Raw genomic sequence first — 23,026 nt, 5'->3', positions numbered from 1 at the left:
GTCGGCTATCTCCACCCGAAGCGGAGGGGTATGGTAACTATACACATGGTGTGGCCGTGCGTTCGTTACTTACCGCGTGTAAACGAAATCTCGGTCCGACAGTGTCTGCGTTCGAGCCACGGTGCCGTCGTGGGTAGCGTCAGTGGTCCGCGACGACGGCGTCGGCGGCGTGTTGTCCGCTGATGAGACACATCGGGACGCCGACGCCCGGCGTCGTGAACGACCCGGTGTAGTAGAGGCCGTCGAGCGCCGAGGACCGGTGGCCCGGGCGGAGCGGCCCGGTCTGGCGCAGGGTGTGTGCCAGTCCCAGCGCCGTCCCCTGCGGGTCGTCGTAGCGCTCCGCGAACTCCGAGACGCAGGCCTCCTGTTCGACGACGATGCGGTCCCGCAGGTCGACGCCCGTGTGGGTCGCGAGGTCCGAGAGGACCCGCTCGCGGAACCACCCTCGGGTCCCCTCGTCGTCGTCCAGTCCGGGCGCGACGGGGACGAGGACGACGACCGTCTCGTGGCCCGCCGGGGCGACGCTGTCGTCGGTGACCGACGGGACGTTGACGTAGTAGGAGGGGTCCTCGGGCCAGCGCGGGTCCTCGAAGATGCTCTCGAAGTGCGGTTCCCAGTCCTCGGGGAGGAGCAGCGTGTGGTGTTCCAGCGGGTCGACGCTCCCCTCGACGCCCAGATACAGCATGTACGCCGACGGCGCGTAGGTCCGGTCGTCCCAGTACCCCTCGCGGTACTCCCGCGTGCCCTCGGGCAGGAGGTCCCGGTCGACGTGCGCGAGGTTGGCGTTCGCGACGACGACGTCGCGCGTCTCGACGCCGTCGCCGGTGACCACGGTGACGCCGTCGCTCGCGCGGGCCAGCCCCGACACCTCGCAGTCGGTCCGGACCGAGACGCCGAGTTCCTCGGCGAGGGCGACCAACCCCTCGACGACGCTGTACAGTCCGCCCTCGGGGTAGTAGACGCCGAGTTCGAAGTCGACGTGGCTCATCAGGTTGTACAGCGCCGGCGTGTTGTACGGCGACCCGCCCAGAAACACGAGCGTGTACTGCAGCAGTTGGCGGAGTTTCGGGTGATCGAAGTAGTCCGCGACGTGGTCCTGCATCGACCCGAGGAAGGTCAGTCCACGGGCCGACCGGAGGACGTCCACGTCGAGGAAGTCGCGCAGGCGCTGGCGGTCCTCGTAGACGAACCGTTCCATCCCTACCTCGTAGGTGTGTTCGGCCTCCTCGAGGTAGCGCTCCAGTGCCTCGCCCGCGCCGTCCTCGTAGGACTCGAACACCGCGCGGTTGTGCCGCATGTCGGGCCGCACGTCCACGCTGTCACAGACGTCGCTCTCGTCGCCCTCCTTCCAGACGACGCGGTAGTGGGGGTCCAACTGGACGAGGTCGTAGTAGTCGCTCGGGGCCCGACCGAAGTGGCCGAAGAACCGTTCGAACACGTCGGGCATGAGGTACCACGACGGCCCGGTGTCGAAGGCGAACCTGCCGTCCTCGATGCGGTTGGCGTGCCCGCCCGGGCGCTCGTGGCGTTCCAGCACCGCCACGTCCGCGCCGGCGTCGGCGAGGTAGCAGGCCGTCGCCAACCCCCCGAACCCGGCGCCGACCACCGTCGCCGTCCGTCCGGCCAGCGGCGTCCTCGTCGTGGGTGTCTGCGTGGGCGTCATCGCCGGCCCTAGGGACAGTCCGTGGGTAGGTCGTCACCCGCGGTTCTGTGGGTTCTTACACCCACCCGTCCGGGACGGCCGTTCGGTCGGTGGCCCGGGACGTGGTGGTCGACACAGAGGGGGCCTCAGTTCGTCTTCGCGTCTGCGATGCTGGAAGACGATGCCGCGCAGACGGGACTGCGCTCAGTTCGTCTTCGCATCGGTCTCCTCGCCCGGTTCGACCGCGTCGACACCTTCGGCGGCCTCGACGGCCTCGGTCACTTTCTCGGTGTCGACGTGCCAGCGGTCGACCGACTGGTCGTAGTCGGCCAGTCGGTTCGAGACGCGCATCTTCAGGTCGTCGTCGTTGACGTTGACCTCGAAGACGTACTCCGGGCGGTCCTCGTCGCCGATGCGCCGGAGGTTCGCGCTGACGAGTTCGTTGTCGAAGTAGTACGGCGCTATCTGGGTCATCACGTTCTTGTAGACGGCGTCCTCGACCTTCCGGAGCGCTTTCCGGCCCGCGGAGTCCGCGGCGCGGGCGACGTAGTCGACGGACTCGCCCCACTTGTCCATCGCCTCGTCGGGTTCGTCCAACTTCTCGTAGGACTCGCTCAACTTCTCGCCGGCCTTCTGGAGGTCCTCGTCGGGGTTCTTGCCTGCCTGTTCGCCTTTCCCTTCGTCGACGCTGGCCTGCTCGGCGGTCTTCTCGTTGACGTCCTCGTCGAGCCGCTCGTGGCTCTTCGGACGCCACTCGTCGAACTCCGAGAGGGCGCCCTCCTCGAAGTCGGTCGTGACGTCGTCGTCCGCGACGAGGTCTTTCAGTGCCTGTGTGATTCGCTCGCCGTGTTCGACGACGGCGACCCAACCACCCTGTGTCTTGAATCCGGAGACGCTCTCTTCGATGTCTGCCATTGTAGAACGAGTTCGTGGTAACGACGGTCTGTTACCTCAGTTGAAAAGTATTGTCGCTCCGTCCGGTTAAGCGTTTCCGCCTCGACGGGCGGCGGCCACTTATCAGGGTCGACCGTGTACTATTCGTCGATGCCATCCGCACTATTCGTAGTCAGCGAGCACGGCTACTGGGGCGAGGAGTGTATCGAACCGCTGACCACGCTGTCCGACGCGGGCGTCGACGTCACCGTCGCCACGCCGACGGGCGACAAACCGGTCGTCGACGAGCGCTCGGTCGACCCGGACGAGATCGGCGAGGAGGCCGCCGAACACATCATGGACGTCCACGAGAACGACGAGCGACTGAACGACCCGACACCCATCGCGCGGGTCGACGCCGCCGACTACGACGCCGTCGTCTTCCCGGGCGGCCACGGCACGGAGTGGGACGTCAATCAGGACTCCGACGCGCGTCGCCTCCTGCGGGACGCCGTCGAGGGCGACGACGGCAAAGCGCTCGTCGTCTGTCACGCCGTCGGCATCCTCGCGTTCACGCGGGACAGCGACGGCGGGTTCCTCGCGGCGGGCCGGTCGGTCACCGGGTTCCCGAACGCGTGGGAAGAGGGCATCGTCGACGAGGACGACCTGATGCCGGACGGCCGGAAACTCCCCTACTGGGTCGAGGACGAGGTCGAGGCCGTCGGCGCCGAGTGGGACGCCGAACTCGACGCCGACACGAGTGTCACCGTCGACGGTGACCTCGTCACCGCCCGGGGGCCGCCCTCCTCGGCGGCGGCCGCCCGCACCCTGCTGGACGAACTGGGCGTCGAACACCCGGCCTGAGCCGTTCGAACGAGCGGGCGAGTCGCCGCACCGCCCGATCTGTCTTTTTTAATACAGTAGAAAAAGCAGAAAAACTGTGGTACATAGTCCTAATGTAACTCACATAGCCGCTTTAATCACACGTATCTTAATATATATCCCCTACGATAGGACCGCCCGTATGACGGAAAAGCACACCCGAAGACGCTTCATCCAGACCGCAGGCATAACAGGAGTCGCAGCGCTCGCCGGCTGTGGCGGAGACGGCGGGGACGGCGGTGGCGACGGCGGCACCGATGGCGGCGACGGTGGGGACGGCGGGGACGGCGGCGACACGACGACCACGGGCGACGGCGGCGACGGTGGCGGACAGACGGAGACGCGCCTCTCGTGGCACGCCGGCGGGACCGGCGGGACGTACTTCCCGCTCTCGAACGAGTTCAAGACTATCGTCGAGGACAACACGGACTTCACACTGAACGTCCAGTCGACCGGGGCGAGCGTCGAGAACGTCGGCAACCTCGCCAGCGGGGACGCCGACTTCGCGCTCATCCAGAACGACATCGCCTCCTTCGCGAAGAACGGGACCGGCATCGAGGCGTTCCAGGGCAACGCCGTCGAGAACCTGATGGGCGTCGCGACGCTGTACCCAGAGACCATCACGGTCGTGACGCTCGCCGACACGGGCATCACGCAACTGTCGGACCTCTCGGGGGCGACCATCAACACCGGTGACCTCGGGTCGGGGACGCAGGTCAACGCCCTCCAGATTCTGGAGGCCGTCGGCATCTCCGACTTCAACGAGCAGAACGCCTCCTTCTCGCAGGCGGCCGACCAGCTCAGGAACGGCGACATCGACGCGGCGTTCGTCGTCGGCGGGTGGCCCGTCGGCGCCATCGAGGACCTCGCGAACACGAACGACCTCGTCATCGTCCCCATCGAGGGCGACAACCGCGAGGCCGTCAAAGACGCGGCGTCGTGGTTCGCCGACGACACCATCCCCGCAGGGACCTACACCGGCGTCGAACAGGCCGTCGATACCGTCGCCGTGCAGGCGATGATAGCCACCCGCAGTGAACTGTCCGAGTCGACGGTCCAGACGGTCACGGCGTCCATCTTCGACAACGTCGACCAACTCACCATCAAGACGGACTTCATCAGCAGGGATTCGGCACAGGACGGCATGTCCATCGAACTGCACCCCGGAGCGGCGGCCTACTTCGAGGGCTGACCCGACCCGTGGTGTCCGTATCGCCCGCCAACCGCGTCAATCAGATACCCACGACATGAGTCGGCGCGTCGCCGTCGCACTCGTGCTCGCCGCGGTGCTCGCAGTCGGGACCGTCGCGGCCGTCCCGACCCAGCGGACCCTCGTCGTAGAGGACGCCGAGACCGGGGAGACGTACCTGACCGTCCCGGTCGAGAACGGGACGACCGTCGCGCTGGAGTACACCCACAGCGTCGAGAAGACCCGGGTCTACGACGGCTACACCGTCCGCGGTGACCGCCTCGTGATGACTCGGATGGAGTTCGAATCGTACGGGTGGGGGCTGCCGAGTCGCGCGAACGTCACCCGGGAGAACGGGACGCTGGTCTACGACCCGCCGGGCGTCTACACCCGGCTTACCGTCGCGCCCGGCTCGGTCGCCGGGCACCGACTCCACGTGGGCGACCGGACCTACGACTTGGTTGCACTGACCGACGAGCGCTCGGTGACCCTCCACCTCACCCGGCGGTCGGCGCTCGCGACCGCCACGGATTCACTGGATACATGACTACGACACCACCTGACGACGACGGCTCGACGGAGGACGCGGCCGTCTCCGACGAAGAAGTAGAGGAGGTCTTACAGGAGATAGAGCGCAAACGGTCTCTACAGGGGGCCACGGCGGTCGTCGTCGCCGTCGTCGGTATCTCCTTCTCGCTGTTCCAGATGTGGCTGGCAGCGAAGGGGTTCGTCCTCTCTATCGACCTGCCGGGGTTCGGCACGATTCAGTTCGCATCGCTCCAGCTACTCCAGATAAACGCCATCCACGTCGCCTTCGGGCTGGTACTCGCCTTCCTGCTGTATCCGACCTCGACCGGCGACGGGCCGCTGTCGCGGCGCGCTATCGCGCTTGCGGGGTGGCTCGACGGCCGACTCGGCGCCGACCACCCCGTCACGCGAGCGGTTCGCGGGGTCGGTGGCGCGCTCGCGTGGGTGTTCGTCGACCCGGACTTCGACCGCGTGACGCCGTTCGACGTGGTGCTGATGGGCATCTCGGTGCTCGCGGCGGCGTACTTCATCACCGACTTCAGCGAGATACAGCGGATGCGCGCGCTCGGACTGGAGTCCGGGCGGCCGATACAGGAGGTGTTCACGTTCCTCGAACCCCTCGCCGGACTCCTCGGACCGCTCACCGACACCTCCTACGCGTTCGTGCTGGGCGTCGTCGGCGTCTTGCTGGTGCTGGAGGCGACCCGGCGGGCCATCAGCCTCTACCTGATGGTCATCGTCGCGGCGTTCGTCGTCTACGCCCGTTTCGGCTTCCTCATCCCACAGAACGCGGCCTACGTCGGCGTCCTCTCCATCCCGCCGCTGGACTGGACCTCCATCGTCCAGAACCTCTGGTACAACACGGAGAACGGTGTGTTCGGCATCCCGGTCACGGTGTCCGTGCAGTTCATCTACATCTTCATCCTGTTCGGCGCGTTCCTGGAGATGTCCGGGGCCGGCCAGTGGTTCATCGACCTCGCGTACGGCGCGACGGGGACCCGACGGGGCGGACCGGCGAAGGCGTCGATTCTGGCCAGTGGCTTCATGGGCACCATCTCGGGCTCGTCCATCGCCAACACCGTCACGACGGGCGCGTTCACGATTCCGCTGATGAAGCGCTCGGGCTACCGGCCGGAGTTCGCCGGCGGCGTCGAGGCGTCGGCCTCCTCGGGCGGCCAGATTCTCCCGCCGGTGATGGGCGCCGCCGCCTTCCTCATCGTCCAGTACACCGTGACGCCGTTCCGCGACGTCATCATCGCCGCGACCATCCCGGCCATCGTCTTCTTCTTCGGCGTCTGGGTGATGGTCCACTTCGAGGCGACCAAACGCAACATCGGCGGTCTCGACCCCTCCGAACTGGTGGACATCCGGCAACACCTCAAGAGCGGGTGGTTCTACCTCGTGCCCATCGGCCTCCTGCTGTACTACCTCATCATCGAGCGTCTCTCGGTCGCCCGGTCGGCGTGGTTCACGCTCATCGCTATCGGGGCGCTCGTCGCCCTCGTGGCGGCGTACAGCGACGAGACACGGGGACGCCTCGGTGCCGTCTTCGGCGCGCTGTTCGTCGCCAACTTCCTCGCACAACTGCTCGCAGGCGTCGGGTTCCTCGGTGCACTCCTCGGTGACGGCACCGGCGGCCAGTCGGTGCAGGCGGCCTTCGCGGCCACGGTCGGCGGCCTCGGCGGGATGGCCATCGTCGCGGGTGTCGTGACGCTGGCGACGAAGCCGTATCTCGACTCGCCCATCCTGTCGTTCGACGACGCCGTCGACGACGCCGCCGAGACGACGGCCGACGCCGTCGGGCAGTCGGAACTGGCACAGAACGGCCTCTACCGACTCACCGTCTTCCTCGGGAAGTCCATGGAGAGCGGCGCGCGGACGGCGGTGCCGGTGGTCATCGCCGTCGCCGCGGCGGGCATCATCCCCGGCGTCATCAGCGTCTCCGGTCTCGGCCCGAATCTGGTGGCGCTCATCCGGGCCGTCGCCGGCGGGTCGCTCGTGTTGCTGTTGCTGGTGACCGCCGTCGCCTCCATCATCCTCGGCATGGGGATGCCGACGACGGTCACGTACATCATCCTCGTCTCCCTGCTCGCCCCGGCGCTGGTGGGGTTCGGCGTGCCGGAACTGGCCGCCCACCTGTTCATCCTCTACTTCGGGGTGATCGCCGACATCACGCCACCGGTGGCGGTCGCGGCCTACGCGGCCTCGGGGGTGGCCAAGTCCGACGCCTTCCAGACGGGCATCGAGGCGTTCTCGCTGTCGCTGAACAAGGCTATCGTCCCGTTCGCGTTCATCCTCGCGCCCGGTATCGTCCTCCTGCGGCGCAAGGAGAACGCCGCGGAACTCCCGCTGGGCGAACAGTACCGCGTCGTCCAGCTAACCGACTTCCTGGACCCCGGATTCGCCATCTTCGAGGTGTTCGTCCCGGTCGCCGGGGTGTTCCTCGGCGTCGTGGCGCTGGCGGCGACGGTCATCGGGTTCGTCGAGGCCCCGGTCTCCCGGGGCCAGCGGGTCGCCTTCGCGGTCAGTTCGCTCCTGTTGATGGCGCCCGGACTGGCCGTCTCGGGGCTGTTCGACCTCCTCGGACTGGCCGGCTTCGGCGGCGCCGGCGAGGTGACGCTGGTCGTCGACGTCAGTCTCCGGGCGGTCGGTCTCGTGCTGTTCGTCGCGCTGATGCTGGAGAACCGCCGCCGTGGCGAGGCCGTCACGGACTCCGCTCCGAGTCCGGAACCGGCCTGACCCGGCGGCCCGTCGCCGCCGACCCGGCCCACGCGAATGTCGTCACAGTTTAATCGGCGCGCACCGACGGGCCGGGTATGACTATCGAAGAGCGCGGTGACGCCTCGCTCGTCACGCACGCCCTCGCGAAGGACGAACTGTCGCGACTGCGCGACGTCGAGACCGAACAGGTCGAGTTCCGGAAGGGGCTGGTCCGACTGGGCCGCATCTGCGGCTACGAGATAATCGACGGTCGGATGGAGACGGAGTACACCGAGATTCAGACGCCGCTGACGACGACGATGGGCGAACGCGTGAAAGGACTCGACGACGTGGTCATCGTCAACGTCCTCCGGGCCGCGACGCCGTTCGTCGAGGGCCTGCTCAAGGCGTTCCCCCGCGCCCGGCAGGGCGTCATCTCCGCGAGTCGCGACGAGTCGGCGGGGATGAACGAGGACGGCGAGTTCCCCATCTCCGTCGAGTACGAGAAGATGCCCGACATCAGCGAGGACGACACCGTCATCGTCGCCGACCCGATGCTGGCAACCGGGTCGACGATGTGTTCGGTCCTCGACCACATCACGAGCGACGGCCCCGACCCGGAGCGACTCATCGTCCTCTCGGCGGTGTCGGCCCCGCCGGGCGTCGTCCGCGTCGCCGAGGCGTTCCCCGACGTGGACCTCCTGACCGTCGCCATCGACGACGAACTCGACGACGACGGCTTCATCGTCCCGGGACTGGGCGACGCCGGCGACCGCGCGTTCCGCACGGACTGAGCGCGACGCGAAATCCCTTTAGGTAGGACCACACAACAGGCGTGACACCCCGATTCCGACGGTCTCTTCGTCGGTTGTCGAACCCCCTTTCTTCGGCTGGAGAACCGATAGACGAAGGCTTGTTTGCCCCTCCACCCGAAACGCCGTCAGACGCACGCATGACTGGTCAAGGCCCGGCCCGCCTAGTCGCCCGTCGAACTGTCACTCGTCGGACGCGTCCGCGTCGCCGGCCGACAGGCCCGCGTCCGCCGGTCGCTCGAGCGCCCGGTCGGCGTCGTGGTGAGCGGAGTAGCCGTCGAACCACCGGGCGATGCGCTCGATGCGGTCGACGACGTGACTCGGTTCGCCCGAGCGGGAGAGTTCGTGGCCCTCGCGGGGGTACCGGACCAGTCGCGTGTCGACGCCGTGCTTGCGGAGGCCGCGGTGGAACAGTTCGGCCGTGTTCGCCGGCGTGCGGTAGTCGTCGTCCGAGTGGAGGACGAGCGTCGGCGTCGACGTAGGCCGCCGGCGAGTGGCCCCAGAGCCGTTCGGGGTCCCCCCACGGCGTCGTGTCGAAGTCGCCCTCGACGAGTCTGTAGGCGGCGTCGGTCGACCCGTAGAACCCCGTGAGGTCGTAGACGCCGCGCTGGGAGACGGCGGCACGGAAGTAGTCGGTGTGACCGACGGCCCACGCGGTGAGGTAGCCGCCGAACGAGCCACCGGTGAGGAAGACGTTCTGGTCGTCGACGTAGGGTCGCTCGGCCACCTCGCGGGCCACGGCCTCGACGTCGGTCAGAGTCACTGCGCCCCAGTCTCGCTCGATGGCCTGCATGAACGCCTCGCCGTACCCCGTCGACCCGCGCGGGTTGCACCACGCGACGACGTACCCCCGCGCGGCCAGCGTCTGGAACTCGTGCCACACCGTCCCGCTGTCGGTCCACATCGCGTGGGGGCCGCCGTGGACTTCGACGACGAGGGGGTAGCTTTCGTCCGGGTCGAACGACGGTGGCGTGAGCACCCACCCCTCGACGCGGCCCTGTTCGGACTCGACGACGAGCGGTTCCGGGTCGGCGACGGCCACCGAACCGAGGTAGTCGGCGTTCAGGTCGGTGAGGCGTCGCGGGGCCTCGCCGTCGCGCACGAGGAACACGTCGCCGGGGTGGTCGGCCTCGCTCCGCGTGAGGGCCACGGCCTCGGCCCCGGCGTCGAGGCCGTCGACGTCGCCGCCTCGGTGGAGTCGCTCCGGGGCCTCGCTGGCGTCGCCCTGGGCGCGCCAGACTGCGGTCTGGCCCTCGTCCGGCGTGGTGAAGTACAGCGTCTCGCCCTCGGGTCCCCAGACCGGCGCGGCGTCCAGTCCCAGCGAGCGGTCGATGGGCGCGGTCACGTCGTGGAGCGTCTCGCTGGCCCGGTCGTAGACGTGGAGGTCGGTCGGTTGCATCGAGGAGCGCTCGCGTTCGTTGTGGAGGTGGGCGATACGGCCGTCGGCGGTTGCCGCGAGGCCGGCGGCCCACCCTGACGAGCGGTGGACGTCCGTCCGCTCGCCGGTCCCGGTGTCGTGGGCGACGACGTCGTAGCGAACGTCGTCGTCCGGGTCCGGGCCGACCTTCTGCGCCGCGACGTACAGCGTCTCGGCGTCGCCCCACGTCGGACTCGCGTGGTCGTGGTCGCAGTCGGTGATTCGCCGGACCTCGTCGCTGGTCACGTCGACGACGTACACCTGCGGTCGGCCGCCGTCGAAGTACTGCTGGCCGGTCCGGTACACCGTCCGGTCGACGACGCGCGGGTCCGGGTCCTCGGGGTCGTACTCCTCGGGGACCGACAGGTCACGGTCGGCGTCCCTGTCCTCGGGCGTGACTCGCTGGACGAACGCGATGCCGGTGCCGTCGGGACGCCACTCGACGTCCGAGACGCCGCCGACCACGTCGGTCACCTGCCGGGCCTCGCCGCCGTCGGTCGGGAGGACCCATAGTTGCTGTCGGTCGTCGGCGGCCCCCCGCGTCGACGTGAAGGCGAGGCGGTCCCCGGAGGGTGACCACCGGGGTTCGGCGTCCTCGCCCTCCGCGAGCGTGAACCGTCGCGTCGGGCCGCCGTCGGTGGGGACGACGTAGACCGTTCGCTCGTAGCGCTCCTCGTCGGTGGGTTCCCGCCTGACGAACGCGACGCGGTCGCCGTCGGGTGAGATTCGGGGGTCCTCGGGCGTCGCGACGTCGTGATAATCCGCCGCCTCGATGGGTCGGCCGGGCATACCCCACCCTACGGTCGGTCCGTGAAAGTCGTTCGGGCCTCAGCGGCCCGCGTCGGCGTCGATGGTCGCCCGACCGCTGGTCGCACTGCGGATGCGGTCACGCAGGCCCGCGCCGTCCTCGCTCGGGACGCGGACGGCGAAGGTGACCTCGGCCTCGTAGTCGGCTTCGAACTCGACGTCGGCCGATTCCAGCAGACTGCGGACGCTCCCCGAATCGTCGTACTCGACCGTGACCGTGAAGTGCTCGTGGGGCACCGACTCGACGACGCCCGCGGCGTCGACGCCGTCCTTGACCGCCCGACCGTACGCCCGAGCGAGTCCGCCGACGCCGAGGTTCGTCCCGCCGTAGTAGCGGGTGACGACGGCGACGACGTTCTCTATCTCGCGTTGCTGGAGGACGTTCAGCACGGGTTTGCCGGCGCTCCCGCTGGGTTCGCCGTCGTCGCTCGAGTACTCCCGGAACGGCGACGCGCGAACGCGGTAGGCCGGGACGTTGTGGGTCGCGTCGGCGTACGCCTCGCGGACGTCGGCGACGAACGCCTCGGCTTCCGCGACAGTCTCGACGGGCGCGACGCGGCCGACGAACTCCGAGCCCTGCACCTCGAAGCGGGCCTCCGCACGCTCCGCGACGGTCCGATAGCGCTCTGCCACGCTCGCCGGTACTCCCGGCGGGTGAATAGCCCTTACCGTTCGTCCGACCCGCCGTCGGTCTCGCGCCCGCCCCACACGCGCTTGTCGAGCACCTGTACCCGCATCCCGTCCCGGACTCGTAGCTGACAGGACAGTCGCGGGTAGCCGAAGCGGTCCGCGAGGTCATCGTGCCAGTGGTCGGGGTCGGGCGCCGCGGCCAGTCGGACGCCACAGGTCGCACAGAGGCCGCGGCCGCCGCAGTTGAGGCGTCTCGCGTAGCGGCCGTGCGGCGAGATGCCGGCGTCGAGGAGGGCGTCACGGAGCACGGCACCTTCGTCGGCGACGACCTCGCGGACCTCGCCGTCGGGCGTCTCGACGGTGACGGTGGCGGGGTAGCTCATACCACCCAGACGGCTTGCACCCGGAAAAAAAACGCTCAGGCCAGTTCGATGGTCCGGACGAACGGCATCTCCCGAATCTCGTTGATGAGGTCCCCCGGAAGCGCCTCGTCGGTGATGACGTACAGGCGCGGTTCGTCGGTGAACTCCGGGTCCTCTGAGAGGACCTGCCGGATGGAGATACCCCGCTCGGCGATGGCGCCCGTGACCGTCGAGACGATGCCCGACTCCTCGGCCGACCGCACGGAGACGGTGATGGCGGTGAGGTCCAGCACCGGTGCCAAATCGAGCAGACTCGGGACCGAGGAGATGTTCCGGAAGATACGCCGCAACTCCTCGTCGTCGAGGATGGCGTCGGTCGTCGCGTTCACGACTCGGCGGTCGACGCCGGCTTCGCGAGCGATGCCCGTGTTGGGAATCTCGATGCCGCCCGAGACGACCCGACCCTCCTCGTTGACCGAGAACCCCCGCTCCAGCAGGAGGCGGATGACCGCCTGCTGGCCCGGCGAGTCCTCGAACTTCGCCATTATCTCGTCGAACATCGGCGCTACAACTCGCCCTTCGTGCTCGCGACGTCCGACCGCCGCTCGTCGATGCGGGTCGCGTCGTCCAGCGCGCGGGCCAGTCCCTTGAACAGCGCCTCTATCTCGTGGTGGGCGTTCTCGCCGTCGACGCCGCAGTGGAGGGTCAACCCGGCGTTGGTCGCCAGCGAGCGGCCGAAGTGCTCGGCCATGTGGCTGGTCATCCCGCCGACCTCGCTCTGGGAGAACTCGCCCTCGAACTCGTAGTACGGCCGTCCCGAGACGTCCACGACGACGCTGGCGACGGCCTCGTCCAGCGGCACCTTCCGGTCGGCGAAGCGGACGATGCCGCGTTTCTCGCCCAGCGCCTCCTCGAACGCCTCGCCGAGCGTGATAGCCACGTCTTCGACGGTGTGGTGGTCGTCTATCTCCAAGTCGCCGTCGCAGTGGACGGTGAGGTCGAACAGGCCGTGCGTCGAGAAGGAGTCGAGCATGTGGTCGAAGAAGCCGATGCCGGTGTCGACGGTCGAGTCGCCGTCGCCGTCGACGTCGAGTGTCACCTCGATTTCCGTCTCGGCCGTCTCGCGGGTTACGGCCGCCGTGCGGTCGCTCATACGTTGACTCTGACGGGCCGCCTATATGGGAATTGTGTCCGCTAGCGACGTTCGGAGACGCTCGTGCGTTCGTGACCGTTCGACTCGAACAGCCAGAAAGTTCCACCCGATAGTCGACAGATGCAGGCGACGGCTGGGTCGTCGCGGCTAGGACTCCTGGACACTCCCGGCCACGTACCACGCCACGAGCAAGAGGGCGAGGAGCGCACACAGCGGAATCAGCAGGAGGCGCATCGCGCGGACGACGTCCGAGCCACTGATGACGAAGCCCATGATGGCCGGGACGGCGGCGAACCCCGCCGCGGACGTGACCGCTGCCGTCGAGTTGACCGGGGTGCTGTGTTCCGGCATGCCGTCGACGCCGTAGGCCACCAGCGTCGGGTACAGGCCCGAGAGCAGGAGGCCGAACGTGAAGATGCCCGCGAGGAGCGCGTACCCTTCGGCGACGAAGAACGTGAACCAGAAGGTCGGGACCGCCAGCGCCACGAGACTGGCACTCAGGCGCAGGTAGCCGAAGCGCTCCGAGAGACGGCCGGAGAGGAACCGTCCGGGGACGTACGCCGCCAGCAGGACCGACAGCGACGCCGTCGCCAGCGTGTCGGACAGTCGGCTCTGTGCGTAGGTGGTCAGCCACGTGAAGATACCGCCCTCGAACCCCGCCGTCAGGAAGACGCCGGCGGCCATCGCTACCACCTCTGGCCGGCGGAGGAGCCGCCGGACGGCGGCCAGATTCATCGGGTCGTCGCCGCCGCCGACGGAGGGCGCTGGCAGTGAGTAGACCAGCAGGAGGAGGGGGACGAACGCCACGGCGAGCGCGAAGTACGCGTAGCGCCAGTCGCCCGCGACGAGCGCTGCGGCCACGAGCAAGGGGCCGATAGTCGCGCCGACGGCCCACATCATGTCGTAGTAGCCGAACAGGCGGCCCCGCTGGCTCGGGTAGAGGTGGCTCAGGAGCGGACGGGCGCTCCCGCGGCCGACGCCGGTGAACATCCCCCGGCCGAACAGTGCCACGAGGAAGAACAGGAACGAGGGGGCGACGCCCATCGCGAGGATACCAGCGCCGGTGCCGACGACGGCCAGCAGGAGCCGACGGCGGGTGTCGAACCGGTCGCCGACGGCGCCGACGAGCATCACGATTACCAGAAAGCCGACGGTCCCGGCTGGCGCGACCAACCCAAGTTGCCACTCCGGCGCGCCGAACTGCTCGCGGAGCGCCGGGATGACCGCCCCGCGCATCTGCAGGCCAGCGCCCTCCAGTGCCATGTACGCGAACGCGACGACGGTCCACCACCGACGACTCGTCCGCTGGGCGTCGCTCTCGCCTTCCGTCTCCGCCGCCGTGGCGGTGGCCGTCTCGCCCATACGTTGGCCTGTGCGCACTAGTGGAAAAATATTTTGTATCTAATAACACAATCTTCGACCATGTCTGCGGAGACGCTACGCGAGCACCTCGCGACGTTCGGGCTCTCGGAGAAGGAGATAGCGGCGTATCTGGCGGTGCTGCGGGCCGGCGAGGCGACGACCGGCGAGGTGTCCGCGGCCGCAGACGTCTCGCAGGGGTACGTCTACGAGATAGCGGCGGCACTCACCGACCGGGGCCTCGTGACCATCGACGAGACGGCCAGTCCGACGGTCCTGCGGGCGCGGCCGCCGGAGGAGGCGCTGGGGTCGCTCGCCTCGCGACTCGACGAGGTCCGCGAGAGCGTCGAGTCGCTGTACACGGCCCCGGCCGACGAGGGGCCGACACTCGAAGTGGTCCACTCGCGGGCGACGGTGCGAAAGCGCGCCGCCCGCTACCTCGAGAGCGCCGACCGGGAGGCGTTCCTCGTCCTCCCGGCCCCCGAGGTGAGCCACCTCCGCGACGCGCTCGCCGCCGCACGGGACCGCGGCGTGTTCGTCTATCTGCTCGCCGCCGCTCCGCTCTCGGCCGAGGCCCTCGACGTCGACTGGGCCGCCTGTGCCGACGTGGTGCGGACGTGGGACGCCGCCCCACCGGTCCACGTCCTCGTCGACGAGACGACGGGACTGCTGGGGTCGCACGGCATCCTCTCCGGCCGGCACGGCGAGGAGTACGCGCTGGCGTTCTCCTCACGGGAGGTCGGCAGCGGGTTCTTCGGTAACGCCGTCGCCAACTTCTGGCCGATGGGCGAGGACCGCTACGTCACCGACCCGGACCCGCTCCCGGCCACCTACGGCCACCTCCGGACCGCCGCGACCAACGCCGCGCTCCACCGGGCGGCCGGTCGGGAGTTGCTGGCCGACGTCACCCTCGAAGACGTCGCCGACGGCACCGAGCGACGGTACGAACGGGCTCCGGTCGTCGACGTCCGCCAGAACCTCGTCGGCGACCCGACCAACGACTTCCCGATGGAGAACAGCCTCGTCTTCGAGACACCGGACGGCCGCGTCCCCGCGGGCAACGCCGACGGCGGCATCGGCCCGTTCTACGAGGGATTCGGGGCGAAGTCGGTGACGCTGTACGAGGGCTAGCGAGGGCCGCGAACGGAGTATGCGGCCCTCGCTACTCCACGGCGGCCATCGCCGATTCGAGCGTGAACGCCCCCTCGTAGAGGGCGCTCCCGACGACGACGGCCGCCGCACCCGCGTCGTCGAGGGCCACCACGTCGTCGACGGTGGCGACCCCACCGCTAGCGACCACGGGGATGTCGACGGCCTCGACGAGGCGGCGCACCGGGTCGGTCCGGACGCCCTCCAGTTGCCCCTCGACGTCGACGTCCGTGAAGAGGACGCCGCCGGCACCCAGTTCCTCGTAGCGCTGTGCGGCCTCGGCGGGGTCCAGTCCGGTCCCCTCGGTCCACCCCGACACGACGACCTCCCCGTCTTTCGCGTCGAGACTGACGAGGACGCTCTCGGGGTGGGACTCGCTGATGTCGGCGACGATGTCCGGGTTCTCGACGGCCGCCGTACCGAGGATGACCCGGTCGACGCCGCGGTCCAGCAGCGAGACGGCGTCGTCGGCGGTGCGGATGCCGCCGCCCAACTGCACGTCCACGTCGTCCCCGACGGCGTCCAACACGGCGTCGATGGCGTCGGCGTTCTCGCGTTCGCCCTCGAACGCGCCGTCCAGGTCGACGAGGTGGAGCGTGCGCGCCCCGGCCGCGACCCAGCGCTCGGCCGCCTCGACGGGGTCGCCGTACGTCTTCTCGGTGCCGCGTTCGCCGCCCACCAGTTGCACGACCTGCCCGTCCTGCATGTCGACGGCCGGCACGACCTCGAACTCTGGGAACATGGACGTGGCTGGGTCGGCGGCGGGCGAAAGCGTGTCGGTCCGGCGTGCGCGCGGCCCAGCGATGGGCGTCCACAGTGTCTGACACCGGCCCATCCCCACGTTTTTACGCTGGCGTGGGAAACGTCAGCTATGGCTACTGGAATCCTCATCCTCTCACCGTTGGCTCGTCGGCTCGAAGCCGCCATGTTCGGGCAGTACGAGGCCCAATACCGGCTGTTCGCACAGGCGATACTCGCCGTCGCCGTTGGCCTGTCACTGGCCTGGGGACTGACCGCGTTCGGTCTCGTGTCGGTGTCCGCCGGCGTGGCGTCGCTGCTCGCGACCGCCGCCAGCGTTGCTATCTCGGCGTTCGTCGTCGTCGGTCTCCTCCAGTTCCTCGTGATGGCGAACGTCCTCGAACGCACGAACGAGGACGTCGCCACCAAGGCGGCCGAACTGGAACAGGCCGCAGAGCAACTCGAACAGACCGCCGAGGAACTGGAGACGACCGCCGACGAGGTCGAGACCGCCGCGGAGACGGTCGACGAGGCCGCCGACGACGTGGAACAGACGGCCGACGAAGTCGAGCAGACGGCAGACGAGGTCGAACAGACAGCAGACGAAGTGGAACGGACCGTCGACGAGGTCGAGCAGTCGGCAGACGAGGTCGAACAGACGGCCGACGAGGTCGAACAGACCGCGACTCAGACCGGTGACGAGGAAGCGGCCGAGAAGGTCACCGAAGTCAAAGACAAGACGACCGAAGTGAAGGACAAGACGACTGAGGTCAAGGACAAGACGACCGAAGTGAAGGACAAGGCGACCGAGGCCAAAGACAAGACGACCGAAGTGAAGGGCAAGGCGACCGAGGCCAAGGACAAGACCAGCGACGCGAAGGCGACCGCCGAGTCGGTCACCGAGGAGGTCGAGGCCGCCAAAGAGACGGCCAGCGACGTCGAGGAGACGGCCGCCGAGAAACGCGAGCGACTGGCGAACGCAGACCCGGACGACGAAGACGACGAGACGAACGGCCGGTAACGCTCCGTGCCACCTGTGGTGCTGGCACAGGCCGAGACTGCTGTCGGTACCCTTTAACGGCCGCCCGGCTTGCATCCTGTATGGTCGAGGTTCTCTTCGCGCTCGGACTGGTAGTCGCCGTCTTCGTCGGTTTCAACATCGGGGGCTCCTCGACGGGTGTCGCCTTCGGCCCGGCCGTCGGGAGCAACACACTCACGAAACTCTCTGCGGCCGCGTTGATGACCGTCTTCGCCCTCGCGGGTGGCCTGCTCGTCGGCCCCGCCGTGGTCAAGAGCCTCGGGAGCGACCTCGTGGCGACCCAGTTCTCGCCGCTGGTCAGCATCGTCGTCCTCTTCTTCATCGGCACCGCGCTCTTCCTCTCGAACGTCGCGGGCGTCCCCGCGTCGACGTCGATGACCGCCGTCGGCGCCATCGCCGGCCTCGGACTGGCAGAGCAGACGCTCAACGAGGGGCTGATGCTCGAGATCGTCTCGTGGTGGCTCGTCTCGCCCATCATCGCCTTCTGGGTCAGCGGCGTCATCGGGCGGTACTTCTACCCGACGCTCGTCGAGTGGTTCGCCGTCTCCCAGAGCGAGGGGGCGCTGGTGACCGTCGATCGCTCGGGGACCATCCCGCGGGTCGAACTCGGCGACAACACCACCCCTCGGGAGTTCGTCGGCACCGCCGTCGTCATCGGTATCGGCTGTTACATGGGCTTCTCGGCGGGGGCCTCGAACGTCGCCAACGCCGTCGCGCCGCTGGTCGGGAACGGGTCGCTGGACCTCTATCCGGCCATCCTGCTGGGTGGCGGTGCCATCGGGCTGGGGGCGTTCACCATCGCTCGCCGGACGATGGACACCGTCGGCAACGACCTCACCGACCTCCCCCTCGTGGCCGCTATCGTCGTCGCTGCCGTCGCCTCGACCATCGTCACCTTCCTGTCGGCGCTGGGCATCCCCGCGAGTTTCGTCATCATCGCGACGATGAGCATCGTCGGCCTCGGGTGGGGCCGGGCGACGCGGACGACGACGCTCTCGGAGACGGTGAAAGGCGAGGTGCCGGCGGCCTCGGTCGGGTCGCTGACCGCCGACCCCGCGCCGACCGTCGGCGACCGGACCGGGAACCCGCCGCCAGAGGACCACGAACCCATCGGGAAGGAGTCCCGCGAGGACATCCCGACGGCGTCGGACCTGTTCGAACCCGGGACGACCGCACGGGTCATCTTCCTCCAGAACGTCGTCCCGTCCATCGCGACCGTCGCGGCGTACCTCGTGTTCCGCTACTTACCCATCGCGTGAACCCGCCGCTGTCCCTCACAATCGTTCATGCGAGCGTCCTGAAGGGCAAAGTCTAACAAGTCGGCCGCCGAACCACGCAGGTGATGCCCACGGTAGAGTACCTTAATTACGAAGTAGTGGACGACAACGGCTGGGACATGTACGACGACGACGTCTTCGGTGAGGCCGCGGATATGGACCTCAGCGACGAGGACTACGGCTCGCTCGAAGTCAACGAAGGCGAGTACATCCTCGAAGCGGCGGAGGCACAGGGCTACGACTGGCCCTTCTCGTGCCGCGCCGGCGCCTGTGCGAACTGCGCTGCCATCGTCCTGGAAGGCGACATCGACATGGACATGCAGCAGATTCTCAGCGACGAGGAAGTCGAAGACAAGAACGTCCGCCTGACCTGTATCGGCAGCCCCGACGCCGACGAGGTCAAGATCGTCTACAACGCCAAGCACCTCGACTACCTGCAGAACCGCGTCATATAACGCTGTTCTGCGGTTTTCACCGCTTTCTCACCGGGTAGCCACTGCTGTACCGAGGCCACGCTCTCGGACCCGGAACCATTAGGACCGTCGCCGTGGGACCACAAGGCGTGCTGGGGTCGATACCGGACCTGTTGCGACTGCTCGCGGTCCCCGTGTTCGGGTGGGCGGCGTACCGCGACGTGAAGACCCGTCGGGTTCCCAACCGGGCGTGGGTGCCACTGGCGGCGCTGGCGGTCGTCTTGCTCCTGTGGGACAGTTACGCGGTCCTCACCGGGCCGACGGCCGGCCGGGCGTTCCTGCTCCGCGTGGCCATCAGTCTGGGCTTCGTCGCGCCGCTGGCCTACGGGTTCTGGCTCATCGGCGGGTTCGGCGGGGCCGACGCGAAGGCGTTCATGCTCGTCGCCGTCCTCTTCCCCGTCTACCCCGTCTACTACCTCCCGACGGCGGCACTCCCGCTGGAACCCTCCGCCATCGGGGTGTTCTCGCTGACCATCCTCTCGAACACCGTCCTCGCGGGGGTGGTCTACCCGCTCGGCGTCGCGGTGACGAACCTCGCTCGCGGCCGCTTCTCGCTGGCGATGTTCATCGGCAAACCGGTCGCCGTCGAGCAGGTGCCCGAGGAGTACGGCCGACTGCTGGAGACCACCGACGGGTTCACCCGGAGCGGCCTCGACGTCGACGCCCTCAGGATGTACCTCCAGTGGCGTGGCGCCACGCTCGCCGAGGTGCGGGCCGACCCCGATGCCCACCGCGACCCCGACTCGCTCCCGCGGGTGCCCAACGACCCCGGCGACGGCTCTATCGCCACCGACGGCGGCGTCTCGACGGACGCACCCGAGTTCGGCACCGCCGCTACCGCCGACCCGTGGGGCGCCGAGCGCTTCCTGGACGACATCGAAGGGTCGGCCTACGGCACCTCGCCCGAGCAGTTGCGCGAGGGGCTGGAGGTGCTGGTCAGCGAGGACGAGGTGTGGATATCCCCCGGCATCCCCTTCCTCGTTCCGATGTTCGCCGGTCTGGTCGTCTCGCTGGTGTACGGGGACGTGCTGTACGCCCTGCTGGGACTCGTCGGAGTGGCGTGAGTCGCCCGGGCCGCGACCCCGAACCACGACAAAAGACCTATCTTCGGGACAGGCGACCCATCGGGTATGACAGACGTGGCCCTCGCGTTCGACGAGCAGGAGTACATCCCGGCGGTCGCACAGGACGCCGACTCCGGCGAGGTGCTGATGCTCGCCTACGTCACCGAGGAAGCGCTCGAACGGACCCGCGAGACGGGCTACGCCCACTACTACTCCCGGAGCCGCGACGAACTCTGGAAGAAGGGTGGCACCAGCGGCCACACACAGGCAGTCGAGGAGGTCCGGGTCGACTGTGACGGGGACGCCCTGCTGTACCTGGTCGACCAGTCGGGCGGGGCCTGCCACACCGGTTACGAGTCCTGTTTCTACCGCACCGTCGACGGCGAGACGGTCGGCGAGCAGGTGTTCGACCCCGACGACGTGTACTGATGGCCGACGCTGCCGCGACCCTCCACGCTGCCGCCGAGGAACGCGACCGGGCCAGAGAGCGCGTCGAGACGGTCGGCGAGGAGCGCTTGCGGGCCTGTCAGCGCGTCTACCGGGAGCTCCGGGACCTGCTGGACCGCTACGAGGACACCGCGACAGGGAGCGGCAATTTCAAAGCGTTCACGGAGTTTCAGGGCGCCGTCGCGACGCTGACCGAGGAGATGGACGAGGACCTGCCCGAGCGCGAGACGTTCGAGGCGATAGACGACTCGCTCCAGAAACGGCGCCTCAGCGAGAGCGACTTCGAGTCGGCCCGGTCGCGGCTCGACCCGGTCGCCGACCTCGTCGGCCGTCTCGACGAGTGGGAGCAGGCCCGCGAGGACTACGCCGACGCCCGCCGGACCGCCCGGAGACGGCTGGACGAGATAGCCGAGCGCGTCGACGAACTGGAGCGCCTCCAGCGACTCGGTGAGGCCGACCTTGACGCACCGGTCGACGCCCTGCAGGACCCCATCGCGGCCTACGACGACGCCGTCCGCGAGTCGTTCCGCGAGTTCCGCAGCGAGGCCCCCGCTCGCGAGGTGCTGGCGGCGGTCGAACGCGCCGAGGCCTTCCCGATGGTCGCGTTCCAGTCCCCGCCGACGGAGTTGCTCACCTACGTCCGCGAGCACGAGGCGGGGACCGAACCGATACCCAGACTACTGGAGTACGCCGACTACTCGGCGTCGAAACTCGACCACTACGTCGACGACACGGCGGCGCTCCAGCGGGCCGTCGCCACGCGGCGGACGTACCTCCGGAACCTGGACGCCGAACCGTTGACGGTGGGGTGGCCGCCGCCGCCCGCCGACCACCTGCCGTGGCTCGTCCGGGAGTACCGGTCCGTACTCGCCGGGTTCGCCGACGACGCGGTCGTCACGCGTCTGCGGGACGTGCGGGCGCTCGCCGACCGCGAGGACTACGCGACCCTGCGAGAGAGCGCGCTCGCCCGCGAGGAACTCTCCGCCGCGGAGCGCGACCGCCTCGAAGACGGCGCCGTCGCCCGTGAACTGGACTCGCTCCGGGCGGACCGGGAGGCTATCGAGTCGGCGCTCGACGAACACGACCCGCTGTGAGTCAGGCGTCGTTCGCGGCGGTCTGGTTCGTGGCGGCGTCGACCATCTGTGCGGCGAGTTCTTCGGCCCGTTCGGGCGACCGGGCCTCGGCGTAGACGCGGACGACCGGTTCGGTCCCGGAGGGGCGAGCCAACACCCAGCCGTCGCCGTAGTCCAGCCGCCAGCCGTCGGTCGTGTCGAGGTCGGCGACGGCCGCCTCGGCGTGGGCCTCGATGCCGGCGAGCATCGCCTCGCGCTGGGCCTCGTCCTCGACGGTGAGGTTCCGGCGGACGTTGTAGTACTCGTCGTAGGGCGCGACCAGTTCCCGGGCCGGCGTCTCCGCGACGAGTTCACAGAAGCGGGCCGCGGTGTAGGCGCCGTCGCGGGCGATGCGGTAGTCGGGGAAGAGGATGCCGCCGTTGCCCTCGCCGGCGACGCTGACGTGGGTCCCTTCGGCCTCCAGTTCGCGGATGCGACTGACGATGTGGGTCGACCCGATGGGCGTCAGCGAGAGGCGTGCGTCGGCGGCGTTCACGGCGTCGACGAGTCGCTGCGAGGCGTTGACAGCCGAGACGACGCCCTCACCGGCGTCGAGTTCGGCGGCCGCCAGCGCCGCGAGGGCGGCGTCGCCCTCGACGTGGTCGCCGGTGCCGTCGACGAACATCGCGCGGTCGGCGTCCCCGTCGTGGGCGATGCCGAGGTCCGCGTCCGTCGCCTCGACGTAGGCCCGCAGGTCGCGGAGGTTCGCCGCGACCGGTTCGGGGTTCCGCCCCGGGAAGTGGCCGTCCGGTTGGGCGTTGACCGTGTGGACCGTACAGCCCAGTTCGCGGAACAGGTCGGGACTGGTCAGACAGCCCGCGCCGTGGCCGGGGTCGACGACCACGGTGAGGTCGGCGTCGGCGATGCGCTCGCGGTCGACGGCGTCGACGACCGCCTCGCGGTAGGTCCGGCGCGCGCTCTCGACGGGGCGGTCCTCGCCTACGCCGTCCCACGCGGCCTGTTCGACGTCGCCCGACAGCGCCACCTCGACGCGGTCCAGCGTCTCCCGGGTCAACTCGACGCCGTCGGCCCCGACCAGTTTCACGCCGTTGTACGCCGGCGGGTTGTGGCTCGCGGTAATCATCACGCCCGGAATCCCCTCGCGGTCGCAGTAGGCCTGCAACCCCGGTGTCGGGGCGATGCCGAGCCGGTCGACGTCGAACCCGACGCCGGTGAGGCCGCTGGTGGCGGCGTTGACGAACGTCCGCCCGCTCGTCCGCGTGTCCCGCGCGATGGCCACGCGGTCGTACTCGTCGGTCCAGACGCTCCCAGCCGCCTGTGCGACCCGCAGGACGTACCGCGGGGTCAACTCTTCGCCCGCGACGCCCCTGACACCGCTCGACCCGAACACGTGCATTCAATCGGGAGTGTGT

21 protein-coding genes and 1 pseudogene are annotated in these 23,026 nt (G+C 68.9%); 12 read left to right on the top strand and 10 right to left on the bottom strand.

From position 1 onward, the window contains the following. Window positions 1-139: 139 nt before the first annotated feature. A complete protein-coding gene (locus EGH21_RS05135) occupies window positions 140-1,663 on the bottom strand; it encodes a phytoene desaturase family protein (protein WP_220617412.1) in 1,524 nt (507 codons plus the stop codon). A 183-nt stretch (window positions 1,664-1,846) separates the two neighbouring features. Next, complete coding sequence (locus tag EGH21_RS05130; RefSeq protein WP_220617411.1) at window positions 1,847-2,557, bottom strand: DUF5828 family protein; 711 nt, start codon at window positions 2,555-2,557, stop codon at window positions 1,847-1,849. Window positions 2,558-2,686: 129 nt separating this feature from the next. On the opposite strand from EGH21_RS05130, the gene EGH21_RS05125 reads away from it, so the two are divergent. From EGH21_RS05125 to upp, 5 genes are all read left to right on the top strand, one after another. Next, complete coding sequence (locus EGH21_RS05125; protein ID WP_220617410.1) at window positions 2,687-3,379, top strand: type 1 glutamine amidotransferase domain-containing protein; 693 nt, start codon at window positions 2,687-2,689, stop codon at window positions 3,377-3,379. A gap of 160 nt (window positions 3,380-3,539) precedes the next feature. Beyond that, window positions 3,540-4,589 (top strand): TAXI family TRAP transporter solute-binding subunit, encoded by a 1,050-nt coding sequence (locus EGH21_RS05120; protein WP_220617409.1) that lies wholly within the window; start codon window positions 3,540-3,542, stop codon window positions 4,587-4,589. A 55-nt stretch (window positions 4,590-4,644) separates the two neighbouring features. After that, window positions 4,645-5,133, top strand: coding sequence for a DUF1850 domain-containing protein (locus EGH21_RS05115; RefSeq protein ID WP_220617408.1), 489 nt, complete (start codon window positions 4,645-4,647; stop codon window positions 5,131-5,133). Further along, entirely contained in the window at window positions 5,130-7,853 is a 2,724-nt protein-coding gene (locus tag EGH21_RS05110) for a TRAP transporter permease (protein WP_220617407.1), read from the top strand. Before EGH21_RS05115 ends, EGH21_RS05110 begins: the two co-directional genes overlap by 4 nt. Window positions 7,854-7,930: 77 nt before the next feature. Further along, entirely contained in the window at window positions 7,931-8,608 is a 678-nt protein-coding gene (upp, locus tag EGH21_RS05105; protein WP_220617406.1) for a uracil phosphoribosyltransferase, read from the top strand. Window positions 8,609-8,809: 201 nt separating this feature from the next. Here the strand turns inward: upp and EGH21_RS24685 are convergent. The 6 genes and pseudogenes from EGH21_RS24685 to EGH21_RS05075 form a co-directional block, all read right to left on the bottom strand. Beyond that, window positions 8,810-10,832: pseudogene (locus tag EGH21_RS24685) on the bottom strand (dipeptidyl-peptidase 5). A 39-nt stretch (window positions 10,833-10,871) separates the two neighbouring features. Next, window positions 10,872-11,483, bottom strand: a complete 612-nt coding sequence (locus tag EGH21_RS05095) for an IMPACT family protein (RefSeq protein WP_220617405.1) — start codon at window positions 11,481-11,483, stop codon at window positions 10,872-10,874. Between the two features lie 32 nt (window positions 11,484-11,515). Further along, the gene (locus EGH21_RS05090) at window positions 11,516-11,863 is read right to left on the bottom strand and encodes a 2Fe-2S iron-sulfur cluster-binding protein (RefSeq protein WP_220617404.1); all 348 of its coding nucleotides are present in this window, start codon (window positions 11,861-11,863) and stop codon (window positions 11,516-11,518) included. A 35-nt stretch (window positions 11,864-11,898) separates the two neighbouring features. Continuing rightward, window positions 11,899-12,402 (bottom strand): TrpY family transcription regulator, encoded by a 504-nt coding sequence (gene trpY, locus EGH21_RS05085; RefSeq protein WP_220617403.1) that lies wholly within the window; start codon window positions 12,400-12,402, stop codon window positions 11,899-11,901. A gap of 5 nt (window positions 12,403-12,407) precedes the next feature. Further along, complete coding sequence (hisB, locus tag EGH21_RS05080) at window positions 12,408-12,995, bottom strand: imidazoleglycerol-phosphate dehydratase HisB (RefSeq protein ID WP_220617402.1); 588 nt, start codon at window positions 12,993-12,995, stop codon at window positions 12,408-12,410. A gap of 147 nt (window positions 12,996-13,142) precedes the next feature. Beyond that, on the bottom strand, window positions 13,143-14,357 hold the full coding sequence (locus EGH21_RS05075; protein WP_220617401.1) for an MFS transporter: 1,215 nt from the start codon (window positions 14,355-14,357) through the stop codon (window positions 13,143-13,145). A 60-nt stretch (window positions 14,358-14,417) separates the two neighbouring features. Here EGH21_RS05075 and EGH21_RS05070 point away from each other — a divergent pair, with 60 nt between their 5' ends. After that, window positions 14,418-15,485: a TrmB family transcriptional regulator sugar-binding domain-containing protein gene (locus EGH21_RS05070; RefSeq protein WP_220617400.1), complete on the top strand. Its 1,068-nt coding sequence runs from the start codon at window positions 14,418-14,420 to the stop codon at window positions 15,483-15,485. A gap of 31 nt (window positions 15,486-15,516) precedes the next feature. Here EGH21_RS05070 and hisA read toward each other — a convergent pair whose 3' ends face one another. Next, complete coding sequence (hisA, locus tag EGH21_RS05065; protein ID WP_220617399.1) at window positions 15,517-16,245, bottom strand: 1-(5-phosphoribosyl)-5-[(5-phosphoribosylamino)methylideneamino]imidazole-4-carboxamide isomerase; 729 nt, start codon at window positions 16,243-16,245, stop codon at window positions 15,517-15,519. Window positions 16,246-16,374: 129 nt separating this feature from the next. Here hisA and EGH21_RS05060 point away from each other — a divergent pair, with 129 nt between their 5' ends. The 6 genes from EGH21_RS05060 (at window position 16,375) to EGH21_RS05035 (ending at window position 21,635) form a co-directional block, all read left to right on the top strand. Further along, window positions 16,375-17,262: a hypothetical protein gene (locus tag EGH21_RS05060; RefSeq protein WP_236035425.1), complete on the top strand. Its 888-nt coding sequence runs from the start codon at window positions 16,375-16,377 to the stop codon at window positions 17,260-17,262. A gap of 80 nt (window positions 17,263-17,342) precedes the next feature. Continuing rightward, entirely contained in the window at window positions 17,343-18,539 is a 1,197-nt protein-coding gene (locus EGH21_RS05055) for an inorganic phosphate transporter (protein ID WP_220617398.1), read from the top strand. 83 nt (window positions 18,540-18,622) lie between these two features. Further along, entirely contained in the window at window positions 18,623-19,012 is a 390-nt protein-coding gene (fer1, locus tag EGH21_RS05050; protein WP_220617397.1) for a ferredoxin Fer1, read from the top strand. 107 nt (window positions 19,013-19,119) lie between these two features. After that, complete coding sequence (locus EGH21_RS05045; RefSeq protein WP_220617396.1) at window positions 19,120-20,094, top strand: A24 family peptidase; 975 nt, start codon at window positions 19,120-19,122, stop codon at window positions 20,092-20,094. A gap of 66 nt (window positions 20,095-20,160) precedes the next feature. Continuing rightward, on the top strand, window positions 20,161-20,523 hold the full coding sequence (gene hisI, locus EGH21_RS05040) for a phosphoribosyl-AMP cyclohydrolase (protein WP_220617395.1): 363 nt from the start codon (window positions 20,161-20,163) through the stop codon (window positions 20,521-20,523). Then, the gene (locus EGH21_RS05035) at window positions 20,523-21,635 is read left to right on the top strand and encodes a DUF7118 family protein (protein WP_220617394.1); all 1,113 of its coding nucleotides are present in this window, start codon (window positions 20,523-20,525) and stop codon (window positions 21,633-21,635) included. The genes hisI and EGH21_RS05035 overlap by 1 nt, the downstream gene beginning before the upstream one ends. A 1-nt stretch (window position 21,636) precedes the next feature. Here the strand turns inward: EGH21_RS05035 and glmM are convergent, their stop codons facing one another. Next, window positions 21,637-23,010, bottom strand: coding sequence for a phosphoglucosamine mutase (glmM, locus tag EGH21_RS05030; RefSeq protein WP_220617393.1), 1,374 nt, complete (start codon window positions 23,008-23,010; stop codon window positions 21,637-21,639). Window positions 23,011-23,026: the final 16 nt, after the last annotated feature.

The sequence above is a fragment of the Haloarcula rubra genome (assembly GCF_019599465.1).
Lineage (GTDB): Archaea > Halobacteriota > Halobacteria > Halobacteriales > Haloarculaceae > Haloarcula > Haloarcula rubra.
The sequence above is the reverse complement of the archived record's forward strand: the minus strand, read 5'-3'. Positions and strand labels throughout refer to the sequence as shown.

Bases quoted from the DNA above. Each gene is read 5' to 3' on its own strand.
- hisB (WP_220617402.1), bottom strand. From the start codon at position 12,995: ATGAGCGACCGCACGGCGGCCGTAACCCGCGAGACGGCCGAGACGGAA.
- trpY (WP_220617403.1), bottom strand. From the start codon at position 12,402: ATGTTCGACGAGATAATGGCGAAGTTCGAGGACTCGCCGGGCCAGCAG.
- EGH21_RS05130 (WP_220617411.1), bottom strand. From the start codon at position 2,557: ATGGCAGACATCGAAGAGAGCGTCTCCGGATTCAAGACACAGGGTGGT.
- EGH21_RS05120 (WP_220617409.1), top strand. From the start codon at position 3,540: ATGACGGAAAAGCACACCCGAAGACGCTTCATCCAGACCGCAGGCATA.
- EGH21_RS05110 (WP_220617407.1), top strand. From the start codon at position 5,130: ATGACTACGACACCACCTGACGACGACGGCTCGACGGAGGACGCGGCC.
- glmM (WP_220617393.1), bottom strand. From the start codon at position 23,010: ATGCACGTGTTCGGGTCGAGCGGTGTCAGGGGCGTCGCGGGCGAAGAG.
- upp (WP_220617406.1), top strand. From the start codon at position 7,931: ATGACTATCGAAGAGCGCGGTGACGCCTCGCTCGTCACGCACGCCCTC.
- EGH21_RS05070 (WP_220617400.1), top strand. From the start codon at position 14,418: ATGTCTGCGGAGACGCTACGCGAGCACCTCGCGACGTTCGGGCTCTCG.
- EGH21_RS05115 (WP_220617408.1), top strand. From the start codon at position 4,645: ATGAGTCGGCGCGTCGCCGTCGCACTCGTGCTCGCCGCGGTGCTCGCA.
- hisI (WP_220617395.1), top strand. From the start codon at position 20,161: ATGACAGACGTGGCCCTCGCGTTCGACGAGCAGGAGTACATCCCGGCG.
- EGH21_RS05125 (WP_220617410.1), top strand. From the start codon at position 2,687: ATGCCATCCGCACTATTCGTAGTCAGCGAGCACGGCTACTGGGGCGAG.
- EGH21_RS05055 (WP_220617398.1), top strand. From the start codon at position 17,343: ATGGTCGAGGTTCTCTTCGCGCTCGGACTGGTAGTCGCCGTCTTCGTC.
- hisA (WP_220617399.1), bottom strand. From the start codon at position 16,245: ATGTTCCCAGAGTTCGAGGTCGTGCCGGCCGTCGACATGCAGGACGGG.
- EGH21_RS05035 (WP_220617394.1), top strand. From the start codon at position 20,523: ATGGCCGACGCTGCCGCGACCCTCCACGCTGCCGCCGAGGAACGCGAC.
- EGH21_RS05060 (WP_236035425.1), top strand. From the start codon at position 16,375: ATGGCTACTGGAATCCTCATCCTCTCACCGTTGGCTCGTCGGCTCGAA.
- EGH21_RS05135 (WP_220617412.1), bottom strand. From the start codon at position 1,663: ATGACGCCCACGCAGACACCCACGACGAGGACGCCGCTGGCCGGACGG.
- fer1 (WP_220617397.1), top strand. From the start codon at position 18,623: ATGCCCACGGTAGAGTACCTTAATTACGAAGTAGTGGACGACAACGGC.
- EGH21_RS05075 (WP_220617401.1), bottom strand. From the start codon at position 14,357: ATGGGCGAGACGGCCACCGCCACGGCGGCGGAGACGGAAGGCGAGAGC.
- EGH21_RS05090 (WP_220617404.1), bottom strand. From the start codon at position 11,863: ATGAGCTACCCCGCCACCGTCACCGTCGAGACGCCCGACGGCGAGGTC.